Consider the following 12,247-nt stretch of genomic DNA (forward strand, 5'->3'; position numbering starts at 1 on the left):
CATGGACATCATCCAGCAGGCAGACAAGGTGGCATTCGGACCCGCGACCGGAACGAACCGGGCGGAATATGCCAATGCGATGATCGGCGAGGCCGGATTGCGTATCGACCACGCAAGACGGCGCGGACGCGGTGCGGGCATCAATCCCACGGGCCGGTTCGAGCCAGTCACACGGCAGGAGTTTGACGACGGCTGGGCGACACTTGAAGAACTGCCCGCCTTTAAAACGCAAGTGCAGGTGGAGAAGCCGCGCACCATCATCACCCGCAATGATTCGCCCGACATCGGCTTCGACCGCTCGATCAACCCCTATCGCGGCTGCGAGCATGGCTGCATCTATTGTTTCGCCCGGCCCACCCATAGCTATATGGGGCTTTCGGCGGGGCTGGATTTCGAGGCGCGGCTGTTTGCCAAGCCCGACGCGCCGCGCCTGCTGGAACGCGAGCTGGCCAAGCCCGGCTATCAGCCCAAAACCATCGCCATCGGCACCAATACCGATCCCTATCAGCCCATCGAGAAGCAATGGCGCATCATGCGCGAGATACTCGAAGTGCTGGAAGCGGCCAATCATCCGGTCGGCATCGTCACGAAATCGGCGCTGGTGGTGCGGGACATCGATATATTGGGCCGCATGGCCGAAAAAGGGCTGGCAAGGGTCGCGCTGTCCGTCACCACGCTCGACGCGAAGCTTGCCCGCAGCATGGAGCCGCGCGCCGCAACCCCTACCCTGCGGCTACAGGCGATCCGCAAGCTCAACGATGCGGGCATTCCCACAAGCGTCATGATGGGGCCAGTCATTCCGGGCATCAATGATCATGAGATCGAACGCATTCTCGACGCGGCCTATGCGCAGGGCGCGCGCGAGGCAGGCTATGTGTTGCTGCGGCTGCCGCTGGAAGTCGCCCCCTTGTTCAAGGACTGGCTGCTGCGCAACTATCCCGACCGTTATCGCCATGTGATGTCGCTGGTGCGTTCCATGCGCGACGGCAAGGATTATGACGCGGAATGGGGCAAGCGCATGCGCGGCACCGGGCCTTATGCATGGCAGATCGGACGGCGCTTCGAGATCGCGGCGCGCAAGCTGGGCCTCAACAAGCGACGCACGGCGCTGCGCACCGATCTGTTCGCGCCGGTCGAAAAGGGCGGCAAACAGCTTTCGCTTTTTTGATCCCGTTTCGTAAAGGCGCGAATTGTAACCATCACTTCCGCGTGATTTCTCGTTCACGCATCGGGGTTTCCTGCTCCACGCCGCCATCCTCAGGCAGGAACCCTTGCGGAGAATCCGAAGCAATGCGAGCATTACACCCATGACCCGCTCCGCTTCTGATTCTCCGCTTCTTTTCGATATTCCGCTCGCCCCCGATTTCTCTGAAGAGCGGCGGCGGCTGGCGCAGGGGCTTCAGTATATCGCAGGCATTGACGAGGCTGGTCGCGGCCCGCTGGCGGGGCCGGTGGTTGCGGCAGCGGTGATTTTCGACGGCAATGATCTTCCCGAAGGTCTGGATGATTCCAAGCGGCTTACGGCGGCGAGGCGTGAAACGCTTTATGACACGATCCTTGCCAAAGCCATCACCGTTTCAATCGCCAGCCTGAGCGCGCGCAGCATCGATAAAAGCGATATTCGCAAGGCCGCACTCGAAGCCATGCGCCGCGCCGTTACCGGCCTTACCCGCCAGCCTTGCCATGCCCTCATCGACGGTCGCGACGTGCCGCCCGGCCTGCCCTGTCCCGGATCGGCACTGGTCAAGGGCGATCAGCGCTCGGTTTCCATTGCCGCCGCCTCCATCGTCGCGAAAGTTACCCGCGACCGCATGATGATCCGCGCAGGGCTTGCCCATCCGCTCTACGGGCTTGAGGTTCACGCCGGATATGGAACCGCAAAGCACCGTGCCGCCATTGAAAATGACGGTCCTGTGCCGGGCATTCATCGTTACAGCTTTTCCCCCATCAAGGGGCGCTTCAATATCTGAAATACCATAACGCAAAACGCCGCCCGATGGGCGGCGTTTTGTGATCTTATAAGGGCACGTCAGTTCAGGTTCGACTTGACCTGTGTGAGCGCATCCTTGAACAGCTTGCTGGCAAGCGTTGCGTCCATCTTGTCGGAAGCGACCTTGCCGGCTGCGGCAATCGCCAGATCGACGGCAGAGGAACGAACCGCGTTGATGGCGTCCACTTCCGCAGTCGCGATCTTCTGCTCTGCAAGCTTGTTGCGGCGCGTGACATATTCCTCGGTCGCGCGCTTGGCGTCTTCAAGCAGCGCCTTTGCCTCGCGTTCGGCGCTGGCAACGATGTCGCCCGCTTCCTTTTCGGCTTCCTTGCGCTTGCGGTGATATTCCGCCAGAAGCTGCTGTGCTTCCTCGCGCAGCGTACGCGCTTCTTCCAGTTCCTTGCGGATATTGTCCGCACGCTCGTCAAGCGAGCGGCCGATCATGGCCGGAACTTTCATATAAACGATGATCGCGATGAAGATGACGAGAGCAACAAATGCCCAGAATGTAGCGTCCATTGTCTTCTCCTCAGGCGTTCGATGCCTTGACAGCCGCGGTGATCGCGGACTTGTCGGCCTTGGTTCCGAGAATCTGCTCGACGATCGAGGCCGCGGTTTCCTCGGCGATCGCGCCGACGTCGCTCATGGCCCTGGTCTTGATTTCGGCGATGCGCTCTTCGGCTTCCTTGAGTTTTTTCTCAAGCTGCGCTTCGGCAGAAGCGCGTTCGGCATCGGCTTCGCCCTTGCCTTTTTCGCGGGCAGCTTCGGCGATTGACGAAGCCTTGGCGCGCGCGGCAGCCAATTCCTGCTCATAGGCAGCGATGGCGTTGTCCGCATCCTGCTTGAGCCGGGCAGCCTGTTCGAGATCCTGCTCGATACGATCGCGACGGCTTTCGATCACGCCGCCGATACGCGGCAGGACCACGCGCGACAGGAACAGATAGAAAAGCCCGAACGTGATCGCAAGCCAGAGAACCTGCGAAGCGTAATGGGTGGAATCAAACGGAGGAAATACGCCGCTGCCGTGCCCGGCCTCTTGCGCAACCCCGGTTTCGGTGTGCACCTCACCGGTGGCAGGGACAGTGCCTTGCTCGCTGGCCGGTTGAGATTCGGTGGCGGTTTGGGCGAACGCCGTGGACACGAACATCCAGATTTCCCCTTCAATCAGACATGGCCTTGTCCGTAAACCGGCTCCGGTTTGTCGGGATCATGCCTTACTCAGACGTCTCTTATGCAAAGGCCAGCCGCTTATGCACCCATTAAAGCGCTTCGCGGCAGGCCAGTTCCTTGCAGCCGTTATATTAGACGGCGAAGAGGAGCAGAAGCGCGATGAGCAGCGAGAAGATGCCCAGAGCTTCCGTCACGGCGAAGCCGAACACCAGACGGCCGAACTGGCTGTCAGCGGCGGATGGGTTGCGCAGGGCGCCGGAGAGATAGCTTGCGAAGATGTTGCCGAGGCCGAGAGCCGTACCGGCCATACCGAAACAGGCGAGACCGGCGCCGATGTACTTTGCTGCTTCCGCTTCCATGTTAAGCTCCTTCTGGATAGAAATAAGTGCGGATTTCTGTTCTGGCGGTCGCCCGCCGGTTAGAACTCAGTGTCCCGGATGTACCGCGTCGTTGATGTACATGCAGGTGAGAACGGTAAAGACGTATGCCTGGAGGAACGCCACCAGGAATTCGAGCGCCGTGATCGCGACCGTCATGAGCAGCGGCAGCACAGCGCCGCCAATGCCCCAGACATTGCCGATCGCAGCCAGCGAGACCACAAAGCCCGCAAAGACCTTGAGCGTGATATGGCCTGCGAGCATATTGGCGAAAAGACGAACCGAGAGGCTGATCGGACGCGACAGGAACGAGATGATTTCAATGGCGACAACCAGCGGCACGATGATGCCCGGCACGCCTTGCGGCACGAAAAGCTTGAGGAAGCCCAGGCCGTGCTTGAAGAAACCATAGAAAATGACCGTGCCGATGACGAGCAGCGAGAGCGCGAAAGTCACGATGATCTGGCTCGTGACCGTATAGAAATAGGGCACCAGACCGATGAAATTCGCAATCAGCACGAACATGAACAGCGAGAAGACGAAGGGGAAGAACTTCATGCCCTTCGAACCCGCCGAATCCCGCAGACTGGTCGCCACGAATTCATAGGCCATTTCCGAAACCGACTGAAGACGGCTCGGAATGAGGCCGCGACTGGTCGAGGTGAAATAAAGAAAGCCTGATGCGAGCACCACGGTTGCGACCATGAAGGCCGAAACATTGGTGAACGAGAGGTCCAGACCACCTACATCGATGGGAATCAACCGGGAAACCTGGAACTGATGGATCGGATCGTTCGCCACCTTAACCTCGTCTGTCATCCCTGCCGGTAGGCAATCGGCCTGCCGAAAGGCAATTGCCTGCCCGAAGGCGTTTCACTCTGGACATAGCGTCCCGTTGTCTCATGTGTCTATACGCGAACATTTTGCGCCTGTCCGCGAAGACTTAATCCTTATCGTGCTTTTCCCCGTCAGACTTAATATTGCCCTGTTCGGCAATATATCCTGACGATCGCAGCACATTGAGGGTGCCGGCAGCAAAACCCAGAAGGAGAAATATGATCAATCCCCAAGGCTTCGTTCCGGCAAAACGATCAAGTGCCCAGCCGATCAGCGCCCCGACCACGATGCCCGCGATGAATTCGCTGGACAGCTTCATGGCCTGCGCGATCGAAGCCGATGATCCTGATCGCTCCTCTTGAGGGGCCGGCACCTTTAAAACGCCTTTTTTGACCAGTTCGGTCTCAAGGCGATTCAAACGCTGGTCCAGCTCCCCTGAAACGGGTTTCCTGTCCGCATCCTTACCGGCTCCGGATGGCTTTCCGGGTTCAGTCCCGCGCGCCATGTCAGCTCCTTTTTGCAAGAAATGCAGGGCATCGACCCCATTTCCAAGTTGCGCGCAACATATTGACACAGTGCGCGCTAGTCAAGGCGCTCAAGCAATTGCTGCAAGAGGTTTTTTATCATGGAAAATTAGATGCTTAGCCGATAGTGCGACTCATTTTCCGGCCAGAGTCGCATGAGTGCCACACGATAGGGGCAAAAATTGGAATCAATTCACGGCACGCTCACCCATAGATTCACCAATCGCAAGCGGCTTCAAGCGCCCGGATGGACAAATATTCGTGTGCGGCCATCAGCTCCAGCCGCCGCCATAGGTGCGATAAAAGATATGCAGGCCGATCTTGGTCAGCTTCTCCATGGTCGGCGCCCAGAAGGGGCGGACATAGGTGGCGTGATAATGGGTGGCGGAGCCTACTTCCGGCAGCCAGATTTGTCCGGCGGTGACGGTTTTTGCGACCTGCTGCGCCATGCGCCATTGCGGCCGTTCGGTGATGCGATGCTTCTGCCCGTCGCAGGCGAAGGAGAACTGGCAGGCATTGCGCCAGTTGCGGTTCTGATAGACGACGCCGCAGATCGTGCCGGGATAGGCAGGGTTGCGCACGCGGTTGAGCACCACCTGCGCCACGGCCACCTGCCCTTTGACCGTTTCGCCGCGCGCTTCATAATAAACCGCTTCAGCCAGGCATTGCTGTTCTTTTTTGCCGAATGATTCGGCGGGCAGCGGTGTTGCAGCCCAGGCATGATCCTCCTCGCCGATGGGCGGCACAAAACGGCCCGCATCGGCTTCGGGTTCAAGAATGGCTTCAAAGGGAGAGGTCTTGCCGTAATCGGGCTTTGCGGGCGCATAACCGAGCGCCAGCACGTCGGGCTGAGGATTATTGACCAGTTTTGCCAGTTGCACCGGCAGGTCGGCCTTGGGTTTTTGCCGCTTGATCGCATGGAAGGCCATCGCGATCTGCACTTCCTTGCCCTCGATGTCGGAATTGGTGAAAGCCATCAGCGCATCGGTCTTTTCCTGCGGATGGGTGATCATGCTGATTTTTTCAAACATGCTGCCCGCGCTGAAAGCGCGCGCCGGAGCCTTGGGTTTTACCGAGACGATACGGCTGGTCTTGTCGGAACGATTGATGCGGTTTTCGTCAGGGTTGGGATCATCGATGCCCAGTTTCCCATTTTTATGCCCGCCCGAAAGCGCCACGCGACCGATGCCCGGCACTTCGATGCCCGCGGTGGCGATGCTGCCCGTTACGGTCGTTGCATCGACAAAGGGCATCTCCGCCTGATGCAGCGAGCCGACCGGGGCTTTTGCGACAAAGGCCGTCCAGCGATGACCGGCAATATCGGCGGCGGGAACAAGGCTTGCCATGTCCTGCAAGGCGATCGTGCCGGAGTTGGAAATCCAGGCGACGGACGCGATCAGCAAAGGCGCAAGCCGATGCTTGCGACGCAACTGGCGCGGCCTTGCCCGCACGCCATAATAGCGACCATCCTCAGGGCAATAGCCCGTGACAGGATAATGCCATACCGGCTCGGCAACCGCTTTTGATCGGCCAAACAGCCCTCGTATGGATACAAGGCGCACCGGAAACTCCACTCGAAACTGGGATACTTACTGTCCCGATAATGGAGTATTAACCTTGATGACTGGTTAACAGATAAGCGTTTACTATTTGAAAAGATTGATTAATTTTTGATTAAAAGCATTGTGCCACTAATAGAAAAGCCCGGAAAATCCGGGCTTTTATCATTTCCGCTTTTTGGCGCGTCCGGCAAAGGGATTGTCGGAGGTGCGCAAGGAAAGCCTTATCGGCACGCCGGGCATGTCGAAAGTTTCGCGCAACCCGTTGATGAGGTAGCGCACATAGGATTGCGGCATCGCATCGGGGCGCGAGCAGGAAACCACGAAGCCCGGCGGGCGGGTCTTGACCTGCGTCATATATTTCACCTTCAGGCGACGGCCCGATACCGCCGGGGGTGGCTGATGGGCGATCACCCCTTCCAGCCAGCGATTGAGGCGTCCGGTGGAAATGCGGCGGTTCCAGATTTCATGGGTCGCCACCACATTTTCCATCAGCTTGTCGAGGCCCTGCCCGCGTTCGCCAGAGATCGGCACGGCACGCAGGCCGCGCACCTGCGGCAGAAGGCGTGCGGTCTTTTCGTAAAGATCGGCCAGCACCATCTGTCGATCTTCGATCAGATCCCATTTGTTAAACGCGATGACCGGCGCGCGGCCCTCGCGGATGATGAGATCGACGATCTGCAAATCCTGCTTCTCGAAGGGAATCGTCGCATCGAGCACGATGATGACCACTTCGGCGAAGCGGATGGCGCGCAGGCCATCGGCGACGGAAAGCTTTTCGAGCTTTTCCTGAACGCGCGACTTGCGGCGCAGCCCAGCGGTGTCAAACAGCTTGATCTTGCGGCCACGCCATTCCCAATCGACCGAGATCGAATCGCGCGTGATGCCTGCTTCCGGCCCGGTCAGCAGGCGGTCCTCGCCCAGCATCGTGTTGATCATGGTGGACTTGCCCGCATTGGGGCGTCCGACAATGGCGATGCGCAGCGGCTTGGTTGCATCATAGGCCGGAATGACTTCCTCATCCGGGTCTTCGATGTCGTCGCCGACCAGCGCGCCAACGGCGGCGGGCGCAAAGGCTGCATCCGCCTCTTCCTCTTCGCGCTCATGCGCAAAGACGCGCTCTTCGCCAAGAAGCTCAACAATGGCGTCGCGCAGATCGGGCATTCCCTGTCCGTGTTCGGCGGAAATCGGGCATGGTTCGCCAAGGCCGAGCTGGAAGGCGTCATAAAGGCCGCTATGCGCGCCGCGTGCTTCGGCCTTGTTGGCGACCAGCACCACCGGCTTGCCGGAACGGCGCACCAATTCGGCGAAAGTTCCATCGGCGGGCGTTACGCCCGCCTTGGCGTCGATGATGAAAAGAATGGCGTCGGCTTCGGCAATGGCCGCTTCGGTCTGGGCGCGCATACGCGCTTCCAGACTGTCATTGGCGGCTTCTTCAAGACCCGCCGTGTCGATGACATCGAATTTGAGGTCGTAAAGCTTTGCGTCATGGATACGCCGGTCGCGCGTGACGCCCGGCAGATCGTCCACCAGCGCCAGCTTGCGACCGACGAGGCGATTGAACAGCGTGGACTTGCCGACATTGGGACGCCCGACGATGGCGAGGGTGAAACTCATTGAATACCCATGAAACGAAGTGACTCCAGAATTCGGATCGTCCGATCTCAGCCTTGCGCGGCAACGCCTGCGCCGCGCATGAGATCGAGCATGGTGTTGGCGCGCTGGCGAATATTCGCCGGCACCAGATTATCATTGGCAAGCTGGTCGAACAGCTTGAAGGCATCGTCGAAACGTCCGGCCTTCCATGCCGCAAGCCCCAGCGCCTCGCGCGCGCTGCCGCGCATCGGGTGGCCGTCCGCCGAAAGCGTCTCGACGCGGCTTGCCACATCCTCGTAAGAACCGCTGTCGACCAGCAGATAGGCCGCACGCAGGCGCGCGACATCGCGCAATTGCGAGGGCACGCCATTATCCGCAGCAACCTTGTCGAAAGCCGCAACCGCTGCCGCCGCATCGCCCTTTTCGGCCAGAACCGCAGCCGCGCGCAGACGCGCCAGCACCGGATAGGAACCATAGCCGGTCTTTTCCAGATCATCGAGAGCCGCCAGCGCTTCGTCGTTCTTGCCTTCTGCGGCAAGATCGAGCGCTGCAAGGAACTTGTCGCCCGAAGCCGACGCCCTGCTGTCGGACCAATGCTGATAGCCGACCATGCCCGCGGTTCCCAGAACCAGAGCAACGGCACCGCCCATCAGAATCGGCCCGAAACGCCGCCAGATCGATTTCATCTGTTCTGAACGGAGTTCCTCGTTTACCTCGCGAATGAAACTGTCGTCTGCCATGGTCCGCCATTCTGTTGATCTTGGATAGGTCTATTCCGGCGCTTTTAGTCGTAATTCGCGCCATATGTAAGACCCGAGCGCGAAATAAGCAGCCAGCGGCCATACAATATGCATTTCTGTCCGACCTTCGCCACATTCAAGATACACAAAGCAATCTTTCCCCCAGCCCGGCGTTCATTTCCCATGCGTATTATTCGGTCCATCCTTGCTGTTGCCTCCGTCCTTGCTTTTGCCGCCCATCCGGCGCAGGCGCAGGCGCAGACGGCCAAGCCGCAATATGTGCTCATCTCATTTGATGGTGCGCATGACAACAGGCTGTGGACACGCTCGCGCGAGCTTGCAAGGAAACATGACGCGCATTTCACCTATTTCCTGTCCTGCGTCTTTCTGATGACCAAAAAGGACCGCCGCGATTATCAGCCGCCGCGCAGAAAGGCGGGAGCCTCCAATGTCGGCTTTGCCTTAAGCCATGAAGAAGTCGTAACCCGGCTCGACAATATCTGGCAGGCGCATCTGGAAGGCCATGAAATGGCCAGCCATGGCTGCGGCCATTTCGACGGCTCCGAGTGGTCCACCGCCGACTGGAGCAAGGAAATCGCGGAATTTCGCCGTATCATGGCCGGGGCCTATCGCAACAACGGCATCAAGGGCGAGCCGGAAGGCTGGCAGGCGCTCGTTCGCAACGGCATCGAGGGGTTTCGCGCGCCCTATCTGGCCAGCGCGAGGCCGGTGCAGGAGGCGCTGAAAGCCAGCGGCTTCCGCTATCAGGCTTCCGCCGTGACAAGCGGGCCGGAACACCCCAAAATTTCTGGCAGCTTTGCCTCTTTCGGCTTGCCGCTCATTCCCGAAGGCCCTTCGCAGCGACCCATTATCGGCATGGATTACAATCTCTATGTGCGCCATTCCAAGGGCAAGGAAGCGCCGCTGCAATCGGCGCAATTCGAGGAGCGCACCTATAGGGCGTTCCGCGCAGCCTTCGACAAACAATATGCGGGCGAGCGCGTGCCGCTTCAACTCGGCTTTCATTTCGTGCTGATGAATGACGGCGCTTACTGGCGCGCCATGGAACGGCTGGTCGGAGAAGTCTGCACCATGGCCGATGTCAAATGCACGACTTACAAGAACTATCTTGACAGCATCGACCAGCAGGCAGGCGAGCCGCATCGTTCATAATCAATTATCGTTTACGGCCCGCAGCAAGGCCGATCATGGCCGCGATCACCAGCGAGAAGGCCGCAACGAGGCTGGGCAATGTGAACGAGCCGGAATATTGCGCCATCAAGCCCGCCACCAGCGGCCCGATGATCTGGCCGATGCTGAAACATACCGTCATGCGCGCCAGGGCTTTTTTGGGCGAAAGCGGCGCCAGCACCCGCGCGGCCTGAAGGCCGAAAGCCGTCAATGCCATAAAGGTTCCGCCTAAAAGCGCGCCGCCGACCAGAGGGCCGATGGGTGGCGGCAGCACCACGCTTGCGGCAACGCCGATGGCTTCGAGTATGGCCGTCAGGGCAAATGCGGTGAACAGGCCCAGTTTTCGCGCCGATGGCGACCACAGCCAGATGGATGGGGCGGCGCAAAGGCCGGTCACGATCCACACGGCGGCTTCCATCGTCGCCCCGCCCTCGCTGGAACGGACGATTGCGATCAGGAAGGTCGCGGTAATCACATAGCCGAAACCGAAAATGCCATAGGCCAGCGCCAGCGCATTGAAAGCGAAGCTTTTGGGCAATTTTGGCTCGCGCGTGCCATTCTTGCCACCGACCGGTCCGCTTTTGACCAGCAAGGCCACCGGCACGATAATCAGTGCGGTGAGGATCGCCGATCCGATCCAGTCCGCGCGCCAGCCCAGCCCGGCATAGCTGCCGCCTGCGACAAGCATGGCGGAAAGCGCGATGCCGCAGCCGACCCCGCCAAAATGCAGCGCCCCCAATCCTGTCCGTCCCGCGGTCGCGACATGGCCAAGAACGATGGCGGTGCACAGGATCATGGTGACCGCGCTGATGAAACCTGCGGCAAGGCGGATTGCGGAAAACAGCCAGACATCATTGAAGAAGGCCATTGCAAGACATAAAAGCGCGCTTGCGGCGAGACCGGTAATCACGGTTGCGCGCTCGATCCCCGCCGACCAGCCATAGCCTGCCGCGATCGCGCCCAGCAGATAGCCGATATAATTGGCCGAAGCGATGAAACCCGCATCGGCGGCATTGAAGCCTATATCGGCCATCATGCCGGGCAGGCTCGGCGTATAGATGAAGCGCCCGATGCCCATGGCCGCCGCCATGGTGAGAAATCCGCCTAAGGCATATTGAAAGGCGGTCTGGTGCGGGTCTTGTGAGGCGTATATCTGATTCATGGGCGGCAACATACGCCTCGCCTATTCGTGGGCAATTGAATTTTTCTGATCGGAATATTCATTCCGACTATGCCTTGCGTTCGGGCACCGTCATACTGTCCGGGTGGGCCGAATGGAGGAAATGCAGCAATGCCTCATTGACCGCTTGCAGCCGGAAAGCGGTGTCACGCCAGCCAAAAGCGATATTCTCCGGCATGGGTGTAAGACGCTGCGCCGCCTCGCTTTCCTCCACCGCGCAATTGTCGATCACTATCCGCAACGAACGCAAAACCCATTCCGGCGGCGGAGTTTCCTTCTTGCGCAAGGCATTGCCAACCGCTTCGCCAAACAGCAAGGCACAGGCATAAAGGCGAATGCCGCGCCGGTCATAGCGCCCGGCCATTTCGCTGATCTCGCGTGCAATGAGACGGCCGCGCAGCGACCAGCGCGCATTGGAGCGCGCCAGCGCAATACCCTCACCCAGCGCGACGACCGCCTGCTGGGCGCTTGCGAACTGATTGACGGCATTTTGCGCACGCACCATATCCTGTTTTTCAAGTGCGATGGCACATTGCTTCAGGCCCGAGACGATTCTGTCCGTCAGGCCGCGGACGCCCCGGTCGATCACCCGCACCGGATTGGGGGTCAGCAAAATCTGGCTGAATAACAGCCCCACGCCTGCTCCAACCAGCACATCGATCAGGCGCGTCACACCCGCCGCCTGCGGCCCCAGTGCCAGAACCAGTATGGCCGAAATGCCCGACTGGATGGCAATAGCCGGGGCCAGGCCGAAAGTCGTGGCCAGCACCATCGCCGCAAAGGTTACAGCACTCATATGCAGAACGGGCGTCGTTTCGGGTAATAAAAGCGAAAGCTCGCCCACCAACACCCCGGTCGTTACCCCGATGATGATGCCGATGGCCTGCTTGCCATGATTGGGCAGGTTTGGCGCCAGGCACACCACCGCCGCCACCATGGCAAAGACCGGTCGCGGCTGGCCAAGCATCCATTGGCAGAGCAGCCACGCCACCCCGCCCGCAACCGCTGCGACCAGTGAATCGCGCCAGCTAACCGACCATTGCTGAAAAACCTTGTTCAATCGCTGGCGCATGGGCGTTCTCA

Annotated in this window: 13 protein-coding genes; 3 read left to right on the plus strand and 10 right to left on the minus strand. The window is 59.7% G+C overall.

What is annotated here, in order from left to right; genetic code table 11:
- Position 1 precedes the first annotated feature (1 nt).
- Both DKP76_RS00905 and DKP76_RS00910 read left to right on the plus strand, forming a co-directional pair.
- Positions 2 to 1,168 carry a PA0069 family radical SAM protein gene (locus tag DKP76_RS00905; RefSeq protein ID WP_109704549.1) on the plus strand — a complete coding sequence of 389 codons (1,167 nt, stop codon included), beginning with the start codon at positions 2 to 4 and terminating at the stop codon, positions 1,166 to 1,168.
- Between the two features lie 139 nt (positions 1,169 to 1,307).
- Positions 1,308 to 1,970, plus strand: coding sequence for a ribonuclease HII (locus DKP76_RS00910; RefSeq protein WP_109704550.1), 663 nt, complete (start codon positions 1,308 to 1,310; stop codon positions 1,968 to 1,970).
- 59 nt (positions 1,971 to 2,029) lie between these two features.
- Here the strand turns inward: DKP76_RS00910 and DKP76_RS00915 are convergent, their stop codons facing one another.
- The 8 genes from DKP76_RS00915 to DKP76_RS00950 all read right to left on the minus strand — a co-directional run bounded on the left by DKP76_RS00915 (position 2,030) and on the right by DKP76_RS00950 (position 8,793).
- On the minus strand, positions 2,030 to 2,509 hold the full coding sequence (locus tag DKP76_RS00915; RefSeq protein WP_109704551.1) for a F0F1 ATP synthase subunit B: 480 nt from the start codon (positions 2,507 to 2,509) through the stop codon (positions 2,030 to 2,032).
- A gap of 10 nt (positions 2,510 to 2,519) precedes the next feature.
- On the minus strand, positions 2,520 to 3,137 hold the full coding sequence (locus DKP76_RS00920) for a F0F1 ATP synthase subunit B (protein ID WP_109704552.1): 618 nt from the start codon (positions 3,135 to 3,137) through the stop codon (positions 2,520 to 2,522).
- A gap of 154 nt (positions 3,138 to 3,291) precedes the next feature.
- Positions 3,292 to 3,519 (minus strand): F0F1 ATP synthase subunit C, encoded by a 228-nt coding sequence (locus DKP76_RS00925; RefSeq protein WP_109704553.1) that lies wholly within the window; start codon positions 3,517 to 3,519, stop codon positions 3,292 to 3,294.
- A 66-nt stretch (positions 3,520 to 3,585) separates the two neighbouring features.
- Positions 3,586 to 4,338 carry a F0F1 ATP synthase subunit A gene (locus tag DKP76_RS00930; RefSeq protein WP_109705114.1) on the minus strand — a complete coding sequence of 251 codons (753 nt, stop codon included), beginning with the start codon at positions 4,336 to 4,338 and terminating at the stop codon, positions 3,586 to 3,588.
- 142 nt (positions 4,339 to 4,480) lie between these two features.
- On the minus strand, positions 4,481 to 4,879 hold the full coding sequence (locus DKP76_RS00935; protein ID WP_109704554.1) for an AtpZ/AtpI family protein: 399 nt from the start codon (positions 4,877 to 4,879) through the stop codon (positions 4,481 to 4,483).
- Between the two features lie 291 nt (positions 4,880 to 5,170).
- The gene (locus DKP76_RS00940) at positions 5,171 to 6,460 is read right to left on the minus strand and encodes a cell wall hydrolase (RefSeq protein ID WP_109704555.1); all 1,290 of its coding nucleotides are present in this window, start codon (positions 6,458 to 6,460) and stop codon (positions 5,171 to 5,173) included.
- Positions 6,461 to 6,622: 162 nt separating this feature from the next.
- Positions 6,623 to 8,074, minus strand: coding sequence for a ribosome biogenesis GTPase Der (gene der / locus DKP76_RS00945; RefSeq protein WP_109704556.1), 1,452 nt, complete (start codon positions 8,072 to 8,074; stop codon positions 6,623 to 6,625).
- A gap of 47 nt (positions 8,075 to 8,121) precedes the next feature.
- The gene (locus DKP76_RS00950; protein WP_109704557.1) at positions 8,122 to 8,793 is read right to left on the minus strand and encodes a tetratricopeptide repeat protein; all 672 of its coding nucleotides are present in this window, start codon (positions 8,791 to 8,793) and stop codon (positions 8,122 to 8,124) included.
- A 183-nt stretch (positions 8,794 to 8,976) separates the two neighbouring features.
- Between DKP76_RS00950 and DKP76_RS00955 the strand changes: the two genes are divergently transcribed.
- Positions 8,977 to 9,966 (plus strand): polysaccharide deacetylase family protein, encoded by a 990-nt coding sequence (locus DKP76_RS00955; protein ID WP_109704558.1) that lies wholly within the window; start codon positions 8,977 to 8,979, stop codon positions 9,964 to 9,966.
- Between the two features lie 4 nt (positions 9,967 to 9,970).
- On the opposite strand, the gene DKP76_RS00960 is transcribed toward DKP76_RS00955, so the two are convergent.
- Together DKP76_RS00960 and DKP76_RS00965 are read right to left on the minus strand one after the other, a co-directional pair.
- Positions 9,971 to 11,146, minus strand: coding sequence for a YbfB/YjiJ family MFS transporter (locus tag DKP76_RS00960; RefSeq protein ID WP_109705115.1), 1,176 nt, complete (start codon positions 11,144 to 11,146; stop codon positions 9,971 to 9,973).
- Between the two features lie 67 nt (positions 11,147 to 11,213).
- Positions 11,214 to 12,236 carry an FUSC family protein gene (locus DKP76_RS00965; protein ID WP_109704559.1) on the minus strand — a complete coding sequence of 341 codons (1,023 nt, stop codon included), beginning with the start codon at positions 12,234 to 12,236 and terminating at the stop codon, positions 11,214 to 11,216.
- Between the last annotated feature and the right edge of the window lie 11 nt (positions 12,237 to 12,247).

It is taken from the genome of Falsochrobactrum shanghaiense (assembly GCF_003149535.1).
Taxonomy (GTDB): Bacteria; Pseudomonadota; Alphaproteobacteria; order Rhizobiales; family Rhizobiaceae; genus Brucella; species Brucella shanghaiense.

What these genes read in the sequence shown, in the direction of transcription:
- DKP76_RS00905 (WP_109704549.1), top strand. Translation starts at nt 2, where the DNA reads ATGGACATCATCCAGCAGGCAGACAAGGTGGCATTCGGACCCGCGACC.
- DKP76_RS00910 (WP_109704550.1), top strand. Translation starts at nt 1,308, where the DNA reads ATGACCCGCTCCGCTTCTGATTCTCCGCTTCTTTTCGATATTCCGCTC.
- DKP76_RS00915 (WP_109704551.1), bottom strand. Translation starts at nt 2,509, where the DNA reads ATGGACGCTACATTCTGGGCATTTGTTGCTCTCGTCATCTTCATCGCG.
- DKP76_RS00920 (WP_109704552.1), bottom strand. Translation starts at nt 3,137, where the DNA reads ATGTTCGTGTCCACGGCGTTCGCCCAAACCGCCACCGAATCTCAACCG.
- DKP76_RS00925 (WP_109704553.1), bottom strand. Translation starts at nt 3,519, where the DNA reads ATGGAAGCGGAAGCAGCAAAGTACATCGGCGCCGGTCTCGCCTGTTTC.
- DKP76_RS00935 (WP_109704554.1), bottom strand. Translation starts at nt 4,879, where the DNA reads ATGGCGCGCGGGACTGAACCCGGAAAGCCATCCGGAGCCGGTAAGGAT.
- der (WP_109704556.1), bottom strand. Translation starts at nt 8,074, where the DNA reads ATGAGTTTCACCCTCGCCATCGTCGGGCGTCCCAATGTCGGCAAGTCC.
- DKP76_RS00950 (WP_109704557.1), bottom strand. Translation starts at nt 8,793, where the DNA reads ATGGCAGACGACAGTTTCATTCGCGAGGTAAACGAGGAACTCCGTTCA.
- DKP76_RS00955 (WP_109704558.1), top strand. Translation starts at nt 8,977, where the DNA reads ATGCGTATTATTCGGTCCATCCTTGCTGTTGCCTCCGTCCTTGCTTTT.
- DKP76_RS00960 (WP_109705115.1), bottom strand. Translation starts at nt 11,146, where the DNA reads ATGAATCAGATATACGCCTCACAAGACCCGCACCAGACCGCCTTTCAA.
- DKP76_RS00965 (WP_109704559.1), bottom strand. Translation starts at nt 12,236, where the DNA reads ATGCGCCAGCGATTGAACAAGGTTTTTCAGCAATGGTCGGTTAGCTGG.